Here is a 16,158-nt window from a genome sequence, read left to right as displayed (position 1 = left end):
CGCCCTTAACTGACGAGCGCATCCGGCTTGCCCTTGCTGCGCGGCCGTTCCTCGACCATCTTGCCCCACACGATCATGCGGTACTTGCTGGTGAACTCCGGCGTACAGGTGGTGAGGGTGATGTAGCGGCCGGGTCCCTTGAAGCCGGACTGCTTCGGGACCGGGTCCAGCACGCTCACGTTGCTCGGCGAGGTCACCGGCAGGATCGACGCCATCTTGTAGACGAAGTACTTGTCCTGCGTCTCCACCACGATCGGGTCGCCCGGCTCCAGCTTGTTGATGTACCGGAACGGCTCGCCGTGCGTGTTGCGGTGGCCCGCGAGCCCGAAGTTGCCGGTCTTCGCGTCCGGCATCGCCGTCTTCAGCCCGTCCTCCGCGTAGTGCCCGACCATGCCCCGGTCCAGCACCTTCTTGCTGCTGATGCCCTCCGCGATCGGCACCACCACGTCCAGCTTGGGGATGTGCAGCAGCGCGAACCCCTGGCCCGGTTCGAAGGACCCGGGACTGCGCTTGCCGTTCGCCCAGTCATCCTGGAGGTTGCTCGCGGCCTGGTTCGCCTGCGCGTGCGCCCGCACGTTCGTCCACCACAGCTGGTAGGTGACGAACAGCAGCATCAGCACGCCGGTCGTGATGAAGATCTCGCCGATCGCCCGGCTGGCGACCACCGCGGCGCCGGGCTTGCGCGCCCGGGCCTGCCGACGGGCCTCCACGCGCGACAGGGGCGCCTTCGGGGCCTGCTCGGCCTCTTCCTCCGGGGCCAGGTCCCTGGGCGCCCCACGGCGCCCGTGACGCCGTTTCGCGGCCTTCCTGCGGGCCGCGCGACCGCCGCCCACCGGACCGCCCCCGGCCGACCCCGTTCCGGCGGCCGTCCGGGGCGCCGGGGGATCCGGGATCCGCAGCGCCACCGTCTCGTCGTCCCGGAGTGGCGGCCGGTCCTCCTCGCCCACGGCGTACTCCTCGTACCGGCCGCCCCCGAACGCACCGGAATCCCCGTACGGCTGTCCGTACGAGGATCCCTGGTCACCGGCCGTGCCGGAGTCGCGCTCGGGGCGCAGCGCGGTCACGCCGAGGCCCTGCCCACCACCGGGGCGAGCCCCGCCGACCTCGCCACCGCGTCCTGGTCGCCGCACTCCACCAGCCAGTTGGCCAGCATCCGGTGCCCGTGCTCGGTCAGCACCGACTCCGGGTGGAACTGCACGCCCTCGACGAGCAGTTCCCGGTGGCGCAGGCCCATCACGATCCCGTCCGGCGTACGGGCCGTCACCTCCAGCTCGGCCGGCACCGTGGCCGGCTCCGCCGCCAGCGAGTGGTAGCGCGTCGCCGTGAACGGCGAGGGCAGCCCCGCGAAGACGCCCCGGCCGGTGTGCTCCACCGGCGAGGTCTTGCCGTGCAGCAGCTCCGGCGCCCGGTCCACCACACCGCCGTACGCCACCTGCATCGACTGCATGCCCAGGCACACGCCGAAGACCGGCACGCCGGTCGCCGCGCAGTGCCGGACCATGTCGACGCAGACGCCCGCCTGCTCCGGGGTGCCCGGGCCGGGCGAGAGCAGCACGCCGTCGAAACCGTCCTGGGCGTGGGACGTCGACACCTCGTCGTTGCGCAGCACCTCGCACTCGGCGCCGAGTTGGTAGAGGTACTGGACGAGGTTGAAGACGAAGCTGTCGTAGTTGTCGACGACGAGGATGCGCGCGCTCACTGGTTGTCCACCGTCACATCGTTGAAGGGCAGCAGCGGTTCGGCCCAGGGGAAGACGTACTGGAACAGGACGTAGACCACGATCATCGCCAGCATGAGCGAGAGCAGCGCCTTCACCCACGCGTTCCCCGGCAGATGCCGCCAGATCCAGCCGTACATGCCGTCCCTTCCGTCGCACCACGGCGCCAGACTCACGCCGTACCGCACCAGACTAGCGGCGCGCGGCTCTCGGGAACGGTCCTAATCCACAGGCTGGGCATAGTGCAGGTCCGCCGTGCCGGAGTAGCCCGGCAGGGTCGCCCGGCCGTCGTCCTCGACCTTCCAGCCGAGCCCGTACACGTTGACGTACACCATGTAGTTCTGGATCGCCGGCGACTTCGCCAGCGCCTTCTTCAGCCGCTCCGGGTCGCCGACCGCCTGGATCTTGTACGGCGGGGAGTAGACGCGGCCCTGGAGGATCAGGGTGTTGCCGACGCAGCGCACCGCGCTGGTGGAGATCAGCCGCTGGTCCATGACCTTGATGCCCTCGGCGCCGCCCTGCCACAGCGCGTTCACCACGGCCTGGAGGTCCTGCTGGTGGATGACCAGGTAGTCGGGCTGCGGCTCCGGGTAGCCGGGTAGCTTCGCGGTGGCGTCCGGCGGGGCGTCGTCGAGCGTGACGGTGATCGCCTCGCCCTTCAGCTGCTGCGTACCGGCCTTCTCCTCCAGCGCCGCGAGCTTGTCGTCCTCCGACTTCGTGCGGCCGTCGTCGCGTTCCGCGAGCGATTCGACGTCCTCGCGCAGGGCTCCGTTGGACTCCTCCAGAACGCCGTTCTCCCGGCTGCGCTCATGGATGAGATCGGACAACTTGAGCAAAGAGGAGTCGGTACGGATATTGGTGCCCTTCGCGGTGTTGAAGCTGGTGAAGAAGATAAGTCCCGCGAGGGCGAAGACGGCCGCCGTGAGTACCCGCACGGGCCGGAAACGGCGCCGGCGGACAGGGCTGGATCCCGTCCCGGGGGAGTCGGCAGAATTGCTCAACGTACCCTTATCTCCTTCGGCGCCACGGAAGGACTACGCTAACGGACGCCCGGGGGAGCGCTCAGAGTCCCCTCGTCCCATGTACGCCGCCCACCGAGACCGAGCCCCGTTCCCTGCGCGGCCACGCAGCGCATCGACAGGAGAGACCCTCGTGCCGAAGTCACGTATCCGCAAGAAGGCCGATTACACGCCGCCGCCCTCGAAGCAGGCGACCAGCATCAAGCTGACCAGCCGCGGCTGGGTGGCGCCGGTCATGCTGGCCATGTTCGTCATCGGCCTGGCCTGGATCGTCGTCTTCTACGTCACCGACGGTTCCCTGCCCATCGACTCCCTCGGCAACTGGAACATCGTGGTGGGCTTCGGTTTCATCGCCGCGGGGTTCGGCGTCTCGACGCAGTGGAAGTAGCCCCGGCGGTGGCTGCCCGTTAGCTCTGCCCAGGGGTATTCGCGGAGTTATCCACAGGCATTGTCCACATGCTGGGGAAAAGAAAGACGATCTGTGGATAACCCCCCTGGTGTTGACGCCGGTGTGACGGAAGTACCGGCTGGACCCAGCTTCCGAAAACATGTTCGCCCCCTGCCTGACCTGCGCTAACACTGGTCAGTGACAGGGGGCACATGCGTTCCCGCACGCTGTGCACAAGATCCGCCACCTACTGTGGACAACGGGCGCTCAGGTGAGCTGCGCCGACCTCAGCAGGGTCAGGCCGACGACGACCAGCAGGACCAGCGCACAGGTGCCGTACTGGACGAGCGTGCGCCGCTCACGGGGCGCGTGGAGCATGGCGTAGCCGATCACGGCACCCGCGACGAGGCCGCCGACGTGGGCCTGCCAGGAGATGTTGCCCCGGGTGAAGGTGAAGATCAGGCTGATCACCAGCAGGATGACGACCGGCCGCATGTCGGCGTTGAGCCGGCGCACGAGGGCGGCGGTGGCGCCGAAGAGGCCGAAGATCGCGCCGGATGCGCCGAGGGTGGCCGTGGTGGGCGAGGCCAGCAGGTAGGCGAGCACGCTGCCGGCGAGGCCGGAGACGAGGTAGAGGGCGAGGTAGCGGGCTCTGCCGAGGGCCGCTTCCAGGGGGCCGCCGAGGAACCAGAGGCTGATCATGTTGAAGCCGATGTGCCAGATCTCCTCGTGGGTGAACATCGTGGTCACCAGCCGGTACCACTCGCCCTCCGCGACGCCCTCGGTCGGGACGAAGGGGGCGGGGGGCCAGCGTCCGATGAGCACCATGTCGCTGAGGAAGGACGACGGAAGCGCCTGGACGGCGATGAACACCGCCACGTTGATCCCGATCAGGATCTTGGTGACGAGGTGGGGGTCGGCCGCGACGGTGCCGCCCGCGAGGGTGCGGGGCCGGGAGGCGCCCGGGGCCGGTCCGGTGGCGCCCGGTGTGCGGCCGGCGGCGCAGTCGGGGCAGTGGAAGCCGACGGAGGCGTTGACCATGCAGTCCGGGCAGATGGGGCGCTCACAGCGGGTGCAGCGGATGCCGGTCTCGCGGTCCGGGTGGCGATAGCAGCCGGGCAGGCTCTGGGCATCCGGTCGGCCGGCCGCCGCGTGGTCCATGGCATCCCCTCGGTCGTCCCTGCGGGCGGTGTGTGCAGATGCACCGCCCCGCCCTGCTCTACGGATGAGCGGGGCGTTTGGTTCCTGCCCGGTGCGGCGGGGCGTCAGGCGTTCCGTGTCTCGACGACGACCGACTCGATGACGATATCGGTGAGGGGCCGCTCGGTGCGGGGGTTGGTCCGGGCGGCGGCGATGGTGTCGACGACCTTCTGACTGGCCGCGTCGGTCACTTCGCCGAAGATCGTGTGCTTGCGGTTCAGCCAGGTCGTCGGGGAGACGGTGATGAAGAACTGCGAGCCGTTGGTCCCCGGGCCCGCGTTGGCCATGGCCATCAGGTAGGGCCTGTCGAAGGCGAGGTCGGGGTGGAACTCGTCCGGGAACTGGTAGCCGGGGTCGCCGGTGCCGTTGCCCAGCGGATCGCCGCCCTGGATCATGAAACCGCTGAGGACCCGGTGGAAGACGGTGCCGTCGTAGAGCCTGGCCATGGATTTGTCGCCGGTGGCGGGGTGGGTCCACTCCCGCTCGCCGCGGGCCAGTTCGACGAAGTTCTTGACGGTCCTGGGTGCGTGGTTCGGCAGCAGCCGGACCTCGATGTCACCTTGGCTGGTCTTCAGGGTGGCGTAGAGCTGCGCGGCCACGAGGTGCCTTCCGTCGTCCTGTTGTGCGCACCGATCCTCGCACGGCCGGGGGCGCGTTCGGCGCTCATACCGCTGGGTCACGAGCGTGGGGCGCCGATCCGTGGCATGGTCGTGGACAGGCTCGTGTTGCCCGGTATTCACCGGTTATCGACGTTGATCAGCTCTTGTTCGCAACTTCATCACCACTTGCCCCAGAGGACGCGGCGGCATCGTCCGTGACCCGGATGCCCGCCCTCGCATGCCTGGCAGCGCGTCCACAGGCATGATCCGTAAAAGGGTGGAAAGTCGAATTACCGTACGCCACCGAGGAGGAGGAACCCGTGACCCGCATCGACAGCGTGCGCGCCGCGACCGGTTCGGCGAAGGACAGCGTGCTGCACGCCGCGGAAGTGGTGGCGCCCTACGCCGACACGGCCAAGGACAGGGCCGCTCATTATGCACAGGAGGCGCGCGTACGGCTGGCGCCCAGGGTGTCGCAGGCCACGTGCCAGGCGCGCCTGCAGTACGGCACCCACGTGGCGCCGCGGCTGGAACAGGCCCGTACGCATGTGCCGCCGAAGATGGACGCGGCCGCGCAGGAGGCTGCCGTCCGTACGCGTCTGGCCGCTCGGCAGGCGGCCGACTACTCACGTCCGAGGATCGAGCAGGCGGTGGCCGCGGCGGGTCCCGTGCGCGACGAGGCCACGGCGCGCGGTGCCGCCGCGCTGGCCGCGCTGCGCGGTCAGGTCACGGCCAAGGAGATCCAGAGGCTGACGCGCAAGCACCAGCGTCGGGCCAGGGTCGGCCGGGTCGCCAAGGTCCTCGCGGTGGTGGGGGTCGTCGCGGGCGGCGCCTTCGCCGCGTGGAAGTGGTGGGACAAGCAGGCAAACCCGGACTGGCTGGTGGAGCCGCCGGAGGCGACGGAGGTTCCCGAGTCGGGTCGGCTGACGTCGGTGGACGGCACCGGTGAGGCGGTTCTCGATCCCGAGGTGCAGGCCAAGCAGGCCCAGGAGGAGGCGGAGGGCGACGAGCCCCGCTGATCTCCGCTCGCCGTACTGGCGCCGGGCCGCCTTCCGTTCGTTTCGTTACCGCCGCGGGGCGGGAGACCGTGAGTCTCCCGCCCCGCGGCGATGTTTCACGTGAAACGGCGCTCAGCGGCCGTAGCGGCGTTCCCGCAGGGAGTAGGAGCGCAGGGCGCGCAGGAAGTCGATCTCCCGGAAGTCCGGCCAGTACGTCTCGCAGAAGTGGACCTCGGCGTAGGCGGACTGCCAGAGCAGGAATCCGGAGAGCCGCTGTTCGCCGGAGGTGCGGATGATGAGGTCGGACTCGGACCGTGTCTTGGAGTACAGGTGCTTGGAGATGTGCTCCATGGTGAAGGTCTCGATGAACTCGTCGATGTCGCCGCCCTGGGAGCTGTGCTCGGTCAGGGCGGAGCGCACGGCGTCGACGATCTCGCGTCTGCCGCCGTAGCCCACGGCGACGTCGACCTTGGTGCCGCCCTTGCGGCCCTGGGTGGCGGCGGTGGCGGTCTTGAGGCGGCTCGCGGACTCCGCGGGCAGCAGGTCCAGGGCACCGACGGCCTCGACGGGCCAGGGGTTGCCCGGCGCGGCCAGCTGCTCGACGACCTCGGCGATGATGTCGATGAGGGGGTTCAGCTGCTCTTCGGGCCGGGCGAGGTTGTCGTCGGAGAGCATGAAGAGGGTGACGTGCTCGATCTGCGCGGAGTCGCACCAGCGCAGGAAGTCCAGCACCTTGGCGCCGCCGGCCCGGTAGCCCTCGCGGGGGTCGTCGATGCCCGACATCTTGGCCCACCGGCGGTTGCCGTCGAGCATGATGCCGATGTGCTGGGGGCGTGGGCGTCCTTCCAACTCTCTGACCAGCCGCTTCATATAGAGCGCGTCGAGAGCGGCCCGTACCTTCGCCCGCATGGTCTACCCCTTCCACCTCGTCGGTAGCGACCAGACGGCTCCGACGGCGATGAGCCACGTGGCACCGCCCCGCAGGGGTCTGCGCTGATGCCCTGTGGGGTGACGATATCAAGAGCAGACAGCACCACCGGGGCGCCGAGACGGGCCCGTCCGGGGGCCGGTTCCCGTGGTGGCGCGGGCGCCGGAGCGCTGTTCCACGTGCTCAACTGGCCCTTTCCCTCCGGTCGTTGTTGATCACCCCGGCGGTGCGTGCGGTGTCGGGCACGGTGTGCGGCCGGCGACGGTGAGGAACGTCTCCGTCCACCCACGCCCGCGAGAGCGGGCCCCCTGCGGCCCGCCGGAACCGAACAGAGCGCCTCCGATCTACGTTTCCGCAGGTCGGAGGCGCTCTTGGCGGTGGAGCCTAGGGGAGTCGAACCCCTGACATCTGCCATGCAAAGACAGCGCTCTACCAACTGAGCTAAGGCCCCTCGGGTGGCGTCGCCGGTCCTGGTGTCGCGGACCGCCGGTCGCCGCGGACAAGAGTACCGGGTCGCCCCCCGTATCTCACAAATGATTGGGGCTCCCGGGGAACGACCACGCTCCGTAAGATGCTCGGCGTGGTTCGCTGGAGCGAACTGCGGTTTTTGGGGAAGCGATGGGGAGACGCAATGGACGCCGCACAGCAGGAAGCCACCGCAAGAGCGCGGGAACTGCAGCGGAACTGGTACGGGGAGCCGCTGGGGGCGCTCTTCCGCAGGCTTATCGACGATCTCGGTCTCAACCAGGCTCGTCTCGCGGGAGTGCTGGGGCTGTCCGCGCCGATGCTGTCGCAGCTGATGAGCGGCCAGCGGGCGAAGATCGGCAATCCCGCGGTGGTCCAGCGGGTGCAGCTGCTGCAGGACCTGGCGGGGCAGGTCGCCGACGGCAGTGTGAGCGCGGCCGAGGCCACGGAGCGCATGGACGAGATCAAGAAGTCCCAGGGGGGCTCGGTGCTCAGCAACACCACGACGACCACCAGTAGTTCGGGTGCGCCCACGGTCAAGCGGGTGGTCCGGGAGATCCAGTCGCTGCTGCGCTCGGTGGCGGCCGCCGGGGACATCATCGACGCGGCGGACTCCCTCTCCTCCTCGCATCCGGAGCTGGCTGAGTTCCTGCGGGTGTACGGCGCGGGCCGCACCTCGGACGCGGTCGCGCACTACCAGTCCCACCAGAACTGATCCCGTGGGGCCCGGTCGCCGAGGGGGTCGGCGGCCGGGCCCGCGGGAGTGGCGCGACAGGTCCCAGGGGAGGAGCGGCGCACAGCCATGGGTGAGGTCTTCGCGGGCCGGTACGAGCTGGTCGACCCGATCGGCCGGGGCGGGGTGGGTGCCGTCTGGCGCGCCTGGGACCACCGGCGCAGGCGTTATGTGGCCGCGAAGGTACTCCAGCAGCGGGACGCGCACTCGCTGCTGCGGTTCGTCCGTGAGCAGGCGCTGCGGATCGACCACCCCCATGTACTGGCCCCCGCGAGCTGGGCCGCCGACGACGACCAGGTCCTGTTCACCATGGACCTGGTCACGGGAGGCTCGCTGGTCCACCTGGTCGGGGACTACGGGCCGCTGCCGCCCGAACTCGTGTGCACGCTGCTCGACCAGCTCCTGTCGGGCCTGGCGGCGGTACACGGGGAGGGGGTGGTGCACCGTGACATCAAGCCCGCCAACCTGCTGCTGGAGGCGACGGGGACGGGCCGCCCGCGCCTCAGGCTGTCCGACTTCGGCATCGCGATGCGGCTGGGTGAGCCCCGGCTGACCGAGACCAACCTCGTGGTGGGGACGCCGGGTTATCTCGCGCCGGAGCAGATGATGGGTGCGGAACCGGACTTCCCGTCGGACCTCTTCGCGGTGGGGCTGGTCGCGCTGTATCTGCTGGAAGGGGCCAAGCCGGACGCCAAGGTGCTCGTCCAGCACTTCGCCGAGCACGGTACGCCGCCCGCTCCGCGCGGGATTCCCGAGCCGCTGTGGCAGGTCGTGGCGACGCTGCTGCAACCGGACCCGTCGGCGAGGTTCCGTACCGCGACGGGGGCGCGCAAGGCACTGGCCGCGGCGGTGGAGCTGCTGCCGGAGCCCGGACCCGACGACGAGCTGATCGAGATCTTCGACCAAGTGGGCCCGCTGCCCACGGGGTTCGGGCCCGAGGGCCCGCTCAAGAGGGCCTCCGGCGTGGACGACGTACCGACGGACCCGCGACGCCCTGCGGGCACATCTTCGGGTACGGACCCGTCCCCGCCCGCCACTCCGTCGACACCCCCCACGACACCCCCGTGGCAGGACACGCCTCCGGCCGGCCCGCCGTCCGGCCCGGACCGGCCGTCGCCCGGCAGTCCGGGCACGCCCCCGACGGGCCCGGACTCGACGCCCGCGTCCACACCGCCCGGCACTCCCGCGACGGCGACCGGCACCCCCGCCGCCCCCGGACGGCCGCCCGCGTCCCACCGGGACTGGACGCCCTCCGGGCCCGCCGCACCGCACGGAACGCACTCCGAGGAGGTGCCGCCGGCCGAGCGGTCGGGTGCCATGTCGGAGACCGGCAGTTTCCACCTGCCGCCCCCGCAGCCGACCGGTACGCCGGCTTCGGACGCGGCGGCGTCGGACGCGGCGGCCGAAGCGGTGCAACCGCCCGCGCCGTACCCGGCGTTCACGGGCGGACCGCGGCACCTGCCGCCGGACCGGGCCCCCGGCCGCGGCCAGTACCCGGCACCGCACGGGCCGCCGCTCCCCGCCCAGTCCCTCGCGCCGCCCCCGGCGCCGCGGGCCGACGTGCCCACCGCCGCGTACACCGCCCGGAACCCGCGGTCCGCCCCTCCCGCCCAGCACCGTGGGGCACGGCGCCGCCGCCGTCCCGGTCCTCCGGCGCGGGTGGCCCTGCCGGTACTGCTGCTCGCGCTGGCCTGCTACGCCGTGGGCTTCTGGGCGCTGACCCGGATCTGAGTCCGGGCCGCCGGACGACCGGGGCCTGCCCCGGGTCGGTCCTACGGCCGGGGCCTGCGCCTGGCCGTCGCCGTCCACACGGCCAGGCCGAGCAGCAGCAGGCTGCCGGAGCCGATGCCGCCGACCGCGACCGCCTTCATCGCGAGGTCGTCGTCCGCGCCCCCGTCGGCCGGGACGGCCACCCGGTCCTGTGCGGAGACCTCGAAGAGGCCCTTCGGCCGGGACTCCCCCGCGTACCCGGGGCCGGTCCCCGCCGATCCCCCGAGTCGCAGCCGCAGCGTCAGTGCGAAGGGGCCCTGGCCGAAGTCGTCGGCCACCTGTGCCGCGAGGTGGACCACGACGTAGTAGTCACCGGCGAACCGCAGCGCGCCGACCTGCCCGGCGGTGGCGTACCGGTTGGAGTACGCCACCGGCGGCAGGGGGGCCAGGCCGACCGTGGTGGTCCGCCCGGTGTAGCCCTTGGCCGCGTCGTCCACCTCGCCGCGCACGGGGTTGTGCAGGGCCAGCCGCAGGGCGCCGGTGGCATAGCCGGAGGCGTCCGCGGAGCCGGCGAGTTCGGCGGTGGCGTACACCTGGCGGCCCCAGTCGACCGGCACCTTGTAGTAGAGGGTCTCCCCGGGCCGGATGTCGTCGCGCCAGACCCCCTGTCCGACGAGGGTGGCGTGAGCGAATCCGTGGCCGCCCGGCCGGCGTTCCGGCTCGCCGGCGAGGGGTTCGGGCGAGGCGGAGTCCCAGGCCTCGGGGGCCTTCGTCGCGCCGCTCTCGCGCGGGCGGGGCTCGGTGGCGACGGTGAGTTCCAGGTCCCAGTCGTCCGGCGGGGAGTCCTGGGGCCGGGTCCGCTCGACGCCCACGTAGTAGGTGCCGGCGTCCTGGCACCGGTGGGCGGCGGGGTCGATCTCGCGCATGCCCCGGGCGGTGACCGGGCGGGGGCTGCGGGCGGCGCCGAAGGTCGCGCTCTGCACGGAGCACGAGCCGCCCTCGGCGTCCTGCACGGAGACCCGGATGCCGTCGACCGCGGTGACCTCCCCGTCGGCGCCGGGAACGGCGGTGACGGAGACGTAGGCGTCCGAGGCGGCGTCGAGTTCGAGGCGGTAGTAGAGGGTGCCGTTCCTCGGCAGGGAGCTGCGGTAGGTGGCGCCCGCCGCCAGCGGTTCGGCGCCCGCCGTGCCACTAGCGCCCGCGATCCGTACGGCGTCGTCGGCGAAGCCGTATCCGGCGGCCGAACCGGACGAACCGGACGCGAGTCCGGCCGCGACCGACGTGGCGCCGGGCAGGGCGGCGGTCGTGGCCAGTACGGCGGCGAGTACGACGGCCGTCACGGCCACGCGCCCCGCCGCGCCGCTCCGCCGAGCCGTACACCACCGTCCCATGACCCGCCACCCCTCGCGCTCACCGGCTCTGTCGCCGCCCGCCCCGAGCGGACCGTGCCCCCTCAGGGCAACACAAAACCCCGACCGTTCGACGGCCGGGGTCTGCTCAGGACCGGATGTCGGTCGTACTCACGAACCCGTGGGCACGGAGTCAGTCGCCTCCGTCCACAGATCCTGCTCGGCGCGATCCGCCTGGATCTGGCGGTACACGAGGAGCCCGCCGATGGCGGCCAGTGCGACCAGGAGAAGCTTCTTCACCGCGCGACCTCGTCTTTCCTTGACGTTGGGGACCTTCGGCGCCCGACTATACACACCGGCCGATACCGATCGGTGACCTGCGTCGGCGGTCAACTGCCCGTCGCCGGAGCCCTTTAGAAGCGGACGAACCCATTCTGATCGGAGGGTGATCACACCCTCACGTGTGGTGACTTTTGCCCACCTCCCTCCCGTCTGCGCACCTTTTCCAGCGCCTTGCGGCTATTCGGGTGGTGTTCATCTGAACATCGACGCGCCACGGGCGCAGGTCCACCACTTCGCGGCCCTCATACACATCATGAGGAAAGTACGCAAATCGCCCAACCCGAAAGTGAGGGGCCATGGCCCGGAACAAGGTCCTGACGCTGTGGACCAGCATCGTCACCGCCTTCCTCGCGCTGTGCACGGCGCTCGGACTCGCCACGACGACGGCCGCCGCGGCCGTACCGCAGACCGGAGCGCACAGCAACACCGAGAGCGCCTCCCCCGAGGCGGCACCCGCGGCCGCGCTTCCCCTGCCCCGGGCCCGAACCGGCTCCCTGCCCCCCACGATGAAGCAGCGCATCCGCGCCGAGGCGCACGGCGCGGCACCCAGCTGCCGCAGTCACCCGCTCGCCGACGCCGCCGCGACGACCACCACGACCACCGGTCTTCCTTGCGACGACACCGCGGTCGAGTCCCGGGCCCAGCACACCATCCCGCTCCAGCGCTGAGCGGCCCGCGCCCCCCGACCCCGACGTAACGGCGATCTGCGTACCGCACCACACGCGAGAAACGGCCCGGCCGCTCGACAGAGCAGCCGGGCCGCCGCCGTACCCGGCTCTTCAAGACCTCTTGAGGAGTTGTAGCCTGCGACCGTGCCCAAGGCCTATGAAGTGATCGCGGACGATCTGCGCCGCTCCATCCGGGTGGGTGAGCGGCGGCCCGGCGACCGGCTGCCCTCGGAGGCCGACCTCGCCCACCACTACCGGCGCAGCGTGCCCACCGTGCAGAACGCGCTCCGGCTGCTCAGCGACGAGGGACTGATCGACAAGCGGCACGGCCTCGGCACCTTCGTCCGCCGCCCCCGCACCCCGGCGGTACGGGACAACCGCCGCCACCAGTGGGAGAAGGACCGGGCCCGCCGGCCGCTCGCCACCAGGGCCGAGACCGGCGCCACCGAGCACGACACCGGCCTGCGGGGCGACGACCTGGTCTTCCACGCCGAGTACCGCGAGCTGAAGGCGTCCGGGGAACTGGCCGAGGCCTTCGGCGTTCCCGAGGGCACCGTGCTGCTCCAACGCACCTTCCGAACGCGGTACTCGGCCGAACCCGCCCCCTTCAGCCTCGTCACCTCCTACCTCGTCCGCGACCTGGTCGCGGCCAATCCCGACCTCCTGGACGAGGCCAACGAGCCCTGGCCGGGCGGCACTCAGCACCAGCTCCACACGGTGGGCGTCGAACTGGACCGCGTGGAGGAGCGCTTGACCGCCCGTCCGCCGACGCCGGAGGAGGCCGCGGCCCTGGACCTGCCGCCGGGCACGTCGGTGATCCTGCTCCGCAAGACCTCGTACGACACCGGCGGCCGGGTGGTGGACGTCTCCGACGTCACCCTGCCCGGGGACCGCACCGAACTGCTCTTCACGACCCGTCTGGAAAGGTGGTGAGTGCCGTCGTGAACCGGCGCGTCGTCATCGTCACGGCCGTCCACGGCCCGTCCGCCCCCTTCCTCCCCGAGGCGTACGCCTCGCTGTGCGCACAGGAGCTTCCCGACGGCTGGGAGTGGCGCTGGGTGATCCAGGAGGACGGCCGCACGCAGGACGTCCGGCCGCACGTGCCCGACGATCCGCGGGTCGTGTTCCACCAGGGGCGCCACGGACGGCAGGGCGGGCCGGGGGTGGCGCGCACGATGGCCCTGGCCCACGCGGACGGGGCGTACGTGAAGGTCCTGGACGCCGACGACCGGCTCACTCCGGGCGCCCTGGCCCGCGACCTGGCCGCCCTGGAGGCCGACCCGTCGATCGGGTGGGCGACCTCGCGGGTCCTGGACCTCCTGCCCGACGGCTCGACGGCCGGTTTCCCCGGCGACCCGGCGCACGGGCCGATCGAACGCGGGGAGGTGCTCGACTTCTGGAGGGCGAACGGCTTCCGGGCCCAGGTCCATCCGGCGACCCTGCTGGTCCGGCGCGACCTGCTGCTGGCCGTCGGCGGCTGGATGGCCCTGCCCGCCTCCGAGGACACCGGCCTGCTGCTGGCGCTCAACTGCGTGAGCCGGGGATGGTTCACCGAGGACGTGGGTCTTCTCTACCGCAAGTGGGAGGGCCAGGAGACCGGCCAGGCGTCCCACGTGGAACCCGCGGAACGCGATGCCCGGATGGCGGTGGTGGAGGCCAGGGCGCGCGCGCTGGCGTCCTTCGGGTGGCGGCTGCCGGAGGGCACCGGCGACTTCGACCGCTGAACGACGGGAGCACCAGACGGCGGGAGCACCTGATCGCGGGAGCACCCGAGGGCGGGCCCCCGGCGGCCGGAACACGAAGCGGTCAGGGCAGCCGTTCCGCGTCCACCCGCGAGAAGACCAGGTCGCTCTCCCCGGTCACCGGCCCGCGCAGCCGCACCGGCGCCCGGGGCGCACCGCTCAGCGCCGGGGGATAGCTGCCGGGCGCGTAGTCGTTGGCCAGCCGGTAGCCGTGGAACCCGGCGTCCCGCATCACCGCCAGCAGGTCGTCGACCCGGTCCCCGAGCCGGGCCATGCGCTCCGGTGCCACCTCGACCGCGATCTCCGCGTCGGACCGCAGCGCGCCCAGCATCGGAGCGAGCCCGCGCACGACACTCCCCTCCGCGCCCTCGACGTCGATCTTGATCACCCGGACGGTCGCGATCTCCGCCGCGTCGAGGAGTTCCGGCAGCGGCCGGGCCTCGGTCCGGAAGCTCGACTCCACCGGGCCGTCGTACGGGACGATGCTGTTCGCCCCCGTGTTCCGCGAGCTGGCGAGCGCGAAGGTCAGGGTCCTGGTGCGGTCCGAGACGGCGGCGTTGAGCGCGCGGATGTTCCCGAGGCCGTTGAGCCGGGCGTTCCCCACCAGGCGCCGGTGGACGTCCGGAGAGGCCTCGATCGCGACGACCCGGCCCGCGTCGCCGACCAGCCGGGCCGCCAGGACGCTGAAGACGCCGATGTTGGCCCCGACGTCGACGAAGCCGTCCCCCGGCCGCAGCCGGCGCCGCAGCCAGGCGGTCAGGTGCGGCTCCCAGGCACCGAACAGGTACAGGTACCGCTGGATGAGGTCCTGCGTGTCCACGGCGAAGCGACCGCCCGAAGGCAGCTCGACGACCGCCCGGCGGGGGTGCTCGCGCAGGTGCGCGTTGAGCCAGCGCGTCGCGAGGGCCGCCTTCCCGAAGGTGCTGGGGCCGTTGCGCACGTACCGCGTCGCGAGTCCGGCCAGGGTCTCGGCGACGGCGCCCGGTTCGCCCCGCGTGCTCAGCCCCGGACCCCTTCCGCTTCCGTGCGGGCGATGGTGATCGCGGCGGACGGACACCCTTCGGCCGCCTCGCGCACCCGCGGGGCGTCGACGTCGTGTTCCCGGCCGGGTATGACGGCTCCGAGGCCGCCCACCTGGGTGAAGACGGACGGGGCCCGGTGGACGCAGTCTCCGGAGCCGTAACACTGCTCGGGGTCGACGGAGATCCTCATGCGCACTCCAGCGGCGGTCGGTTTCGGAGCCTTCACGACCTGACTGCCCACGGATCGGCGTACTGAACCCGCCCCGCACGCAGGCTTGTTGACCGGACCGCCGGTTGGCCCGCCCGCCCCGGTCCTCGTAAGATCGTCCGGCAATCCCACATTCCGCCGCGGCCCCGCGGCGGCCTCGACGGCCGTGACGGCCCGTGGTGGCCTGCGGAGTGCCGAGTGCGGAGTTGCGACCGAGGGGGGACGGTTTGGGGACCGGCGAGCAACTCGTGACGATCGCGGCCGTGCTGGTCGGCGCGCTGACCACACACGTCACGAATCACCTGATGGAGCGGAGCCGCAACCGCAACCAGCTGCTGACGCGGTGGGACGACAAGAAGGTCGACGCCTACGGGGAGTACGTGGACGCCGCCAAACTGCGGATCGCCGCGTCCGTGCCGCTGTACGAGGCGCGGGAGGGACTGCGCGAGACGCACCGCGCCGAGGAGGACCTCCGCGACGACCTCGCTCAGGCGAGCCTCCGCTGGGGGTCGGCCTTCGAGCGGGTCATGCTGCTCGGCGGGGACGACGCCATCGAGTCCGGGCACGAGCTGAACGTGGTGCTCGCCGAGATCGACTGGCAGGCGACCGGCCGGGTCGACGGCAGCCTGGAGGAGTGGCGGGAGCGGCACCGGGCCGCGTTCCGCGCCATCAACGCGTTCCACGAGGCGGCCAGGGACGATCTCGGCATCCGGGGCCGCGTCACCGGCGAGAAGCACCCGGAGCGCGACCTGCTGGTCCCGCCCGCCCGCGGGTCGTCCACCGGCTCGGCCACCGGGGACTGACCGACGGCGGCTGCCACCGCCCGTTCACATGTGCGCGTCGGCATGGTTTGGCCCCGGTCCCTCCCCTCGTGGGGACCGGTGCCAAACCATGCCGGCGCCGTTTTCGCGTGCGGTACCGGACGGCTCGGAGGGACGGGCCACCGAAAGCTGACCGAGAACATGCGGCCCCATGGGGTGGCTCTCCGAGTACTGAGCCGCTGACCTGTCCGGGTGCCGCGGGGCCGCCTCGCCACTGCGACGCGATCCTGCCACCCGAGGTCGCCGCGG

19 protein-coding genes and 1 tRNA gene are annotated in these 16,158 nt (G+C 71.8%); 8 read left to right on the top strand and 12 right to left on the bottom strand.

Annotated elements, in window-relative coordinates:
- Positions 1 to 5: 5 nt before the first annotated feature.
- Genes Sru02f_RS00150 through Sru02f_RS00135 form a run of 4 tightly spaced genes read right to left on the bottom strand, consistent with a single transcriptional unit; the run spans position 6 to position 2,718 of the window.
- Positions 6 to 1,064, bottom strand: coding sequence for a class E sortase (locus Sru02f_RS00150; protein WP_109029181.1), 1,059 nt, complete (start codon positions 1,062 to 1,064; stop codon positions 6 to 8).
- Positions 1,061 to 1,699, bottom strand: a complete 639-nt coding sequence (locus Sru02f_RS00145) for an aminodeoxychorismate/anthranilate synthase component II (protein ID WP_109029180.1) — start codon at positions 1,697 to 1,699, stop codon at positions 1,061 to 1,063. The genes Sru02f_RS00150 and Sru02f_RS00145 overlap by 4 nt, the downstream gene beginning before the upstream one ends.
- Positions 1,696 to 1,893: a hypothetical protein gene (locus Sru02f_RS00140; RefSeq protein WP_174256084.1), complete on the bottom strand. Its 198-nt coding sequence runs from the start codon at positions 1,891 to 1,893 to the stop codon at positions 1,696 to 1,698. Before Sru02f_RS00140 ends, Sru02f_RS00145 begins: the two co-directional genes overlap by 4 nt.
- A gap of 45 nt (positions 1,894 to 1,938) precedes the next feature.
- Positions 1,939 to 2,718, bottom strand: a complete 780-nt coding sequence (locus tag Sru02f_RS00135; RefSeq protein ID WP_164270553.1) for a DUF881 domain-containing protein — start codon at positions 2,716 to 2,718, stop codon at positions 1,939 to 1,941.
- Positions 2,719 to 2,869: 151 nt separating this feature from the next.
- Between Sru02f_RS00135 and crgA the strand changes: the two genes are divergently transcribed.
- On the top strand, positions 2,870 to 3,124 hold the full coding sequence (crgA, locus tag Sru02f_RS00130) for a cell division protein CrgA (RefSeq protein WP_003975080.1): 255 nt from the start codon (positions 2,870 to 2,872) through the stop codon (positions 3,122 to 3,124).
- Positions 3,125 to 3,391: 267 nt separating this feature from the next.
- Here crgA and Sru02f_RS00125 read toward each other — a convergent pair whose 3' ends face one another.
- Both Sru02f_RS00125 and Sru02f_RS00120 read right to left on the bottom strand, forming a co-directional pair.
- Positions 3,392 to 4,285 carry a rhomboid family intramembrane serine protease gene (locus tag Sru02f_RS00125; protein ID WP_003975079.1) on the bottom strand — a complete coding sequence of 298 codons (894 nt, stop codon included), beginning with the start codon at positions 4,283 to 4,285 and terminating at the stop codon, positions 3,392 to 3,394.
- Positions 4,286 to 4,389: 104 nt separating this feature from the next.
- On the bottom strand, positions 4,390 to 4,923 hold the full coding sequence (locus Sru02f_RS00120; protein ID WP_109029178.1) for a peptidylprolyl isomerase: 534 nt from the start codon (positions 4,921 to 4,923) through the stop codon (positions 4,390 to 4,392).
- Between the two features lie 320 nt (positions 4,924 to 5,243).
- Between Sru02f_RS00120 and Sru02f_RS00115 the strand changes: the two genes are divergently transcribed.
- Positions 5,244 to 5,942 carry a DUF5324 family protein gene (locus Sru02f_RS00115; RefSeq protein ID WP_109029177.1) on the top strand — a complete coding sequence of 233 codons (699 nt, stop codon included), beginning with the start codon at positions 5,244 to 5,246 and terminating at the stop codon, positions 5,940 to 5,942.
- 111 nt (positions 5,943 to 6,053) lie between these two features.
- Here the strand turns inward: Sru02f_RS00115 and Sru02f_RS00110 are convergent, their stop codons facing one another.
- Together Sru02f_RS00110 and Sru02f_RS00105 are read right to left on the bottom strand one after the other, a co-directional pair.
- A complete protein-coding gene (locus tag Sru02f_RS00110) occupies positions 6,054 to 6,830 on the bottom strand; it encodes an isoprenyl transferase (RefSeq protein WP_011029274.1) in 777 nt (258 codons plus the stop codon).
- A 397-nt stretch (positions 6,831 to 7,227) separates the two neighbouring features.
- Positions 7,228 to 7,300, bottom strand: a tRNA-Ala gene (locus Sru02f_RS00105).
- A gap of 180 nt (positions 7,301 to 7,480) precedes the next feature.
- Between Sru02f_RS00105 and Sru02f_RS00100 the strand changes: the two genes are divergently transcribed.
- Positions 7,481 to 8,029 (top strand): helix-turn-helix domain-containing protein, encoded by a 549-nt coding sequence (locus Sru02f_RS00100; RefSeq protein WP_104636363.1) that lies wholly within the window; start codon positions 7,481 to 7,483, stop codon positions 8,027 to 8,029.
- A gap of 87 nt (positions 8,030 to 8,116) precedes the next feature.
- Positions 8,117 to 9,778 (top strand): serine/threonine-protein kinase, encoded by a 1,662-nt coding sequence (locus Sru02f_RS00095; RefSeq protein ID WP_109029176.1) that lies wholly within the window; start codon positions 8,117 to 8,119, stop codon positions 9,776 to 9,778.
- Between the two features lie 41 nt (positions 9,779 to 9,819).
- On the opposite strand, the gene Sru02f_RS00090 is transcribed toward Sru02f_RS00095, so the two are convergent.
- Both Sru02f_RS00090 and Sru02f_RS00085 read right to left on the bottom strand, forming a co-directional pair.
- The gene (locus tag Sru02f_RS00090) at positions 9,820 to 11,148 is read right to left on the bottom strand and encodes a hypothetical protein (RefSeq protein WP_109029175.1); all 1,329 of its coding nucleotides are present in this window, start codon (positions 11,146 to 11,148) and stop codon (positions 9,820 to 9,822) included.
- Positions 11,149 to 11,277: 129 nt separating this feature from the next.
- Positions 11,278 to 11,406, bottom strand: a complete 129-nt coding sequence (locus Sru02f_RS00085; protein ID WP_003999697.1) for a DLW-39 family protein — start codon at positions 11,404 to 11,406, stop codon at positions 11,278 to 11,280.
- A gap of 338 nt (positions 11,407 to 11,744) precedes the next feature.
- On the opposite strand from Sru02f_RS00085, the gene Sru02f_RS00080 reads away from it, so the two are divergent.
- From Sru02f_RS00080 to Sru02f_RS00070, 3 genes are all read left to right on the top strand, one after another.
- Entirely contained in the window at positions 11,745 to 12,116 is a 372-nt protein-coding gene (locus Sru02f_RS00080; protein ID WP_109029174.1) for a DUF6344 domain-containing protein, read from the top strand.
- Positions 12,117 to 12,260: 144 nt separating this feature from the next.
- A complete protein-coding gene (locus Sru02f_RS00075) occupies positions 12,261 to 13,049 on the top strand; it encodes a GntR family transcriptional regulator (protein WP_109029173.1) in 789 nt (262 codons plus the stop codon).
- Entirely contained in the window at positions 13,046 to 13,840 is a 795-nt protein-coding gene (locus tag Sru02f_RS00070) for a glycosyltransferase family 2 protein (RefSeq protein WP_244941721.1), read from the top strand. The genes Sru02f_RS00075 and Sru02f_RS00070 overlap by 4 nt, the downstream gene beginning before the upstream one ends.
- A gap of 82 nt (positions 13,841 to 13,922) precedes the next feature.
- On the opposite strand, the gene Sru02f_RS00065 is transcribed toward Sru02f_RS00070, so the two are convergent.
- Together Sru02f_RS00065 and Sru02f_RS00060 are read right to left on the bottom strand one after the other, a co-directional pair.
- Positions 13,923 to 14,798 carry an FkbM family methyltransferase gene (locus Sru02f_RS00065; RefSeq protein WP_109029172.1) on the bottom strand — a complete coding sequence of 292 codons (876 nt, stop codon included), beginning with the start codon at positions 14,796 to 14,798 and terminating at the stop codon, positions 13,923 to 13,925.
- A 59-nt stretch (positions 14,799 to 14,857) separates the two neighbouring features.
- Positions 14,858 to 15,070 (bottom strand): ferredoxin, encoded by a 213-nt coding sequence (locus tag Sru02f_RS00060; RefSeq protein ID WP_011029281.1) that lies wholly within the window; start codon positions 15,068 to 15,070, stop codon positions 14,858 to 14,860.
- A 266-nt stretch (positions 15,071 to 15,336) separates the two neighbouring features.
- Here Sru02f_RS00060 and Sru02f_RS00055 point away from each other — a divergent pair, with 266 nt between their 5' ends.
- The gene (locus Sru02f_RS00055) at positions 15,337 to 15,891 is read left to right on the top strand and encodes a hypothetical protein (RefSeq protein ID WP_167469271.1); all 555 of its coding nucleotides are present in this window, start codon (positions 15,337 to 15,339) and stop codon (positions 15,889 to 15,891) included.
- Positions 15,892 to 16,158 lie beyond the last annotated feature (267 nt).

Origin of the sequence: Streptomyces rubrogriseus, assembly GCF_027947575.1 — a bacterium.
Classification (GTDB): domain Bacteria; phylum Actinomycetota; class Actinomycetes; order Streptomycetales; family Streptomycetaceae; genus Streptomyces; species Streptomyces rubrogriseus.
The sequence above is the reverse complement of the archived record's forward strand: the minus strand, read 5'-3'. Positions and strand labels throughout refer to the sequence as shown.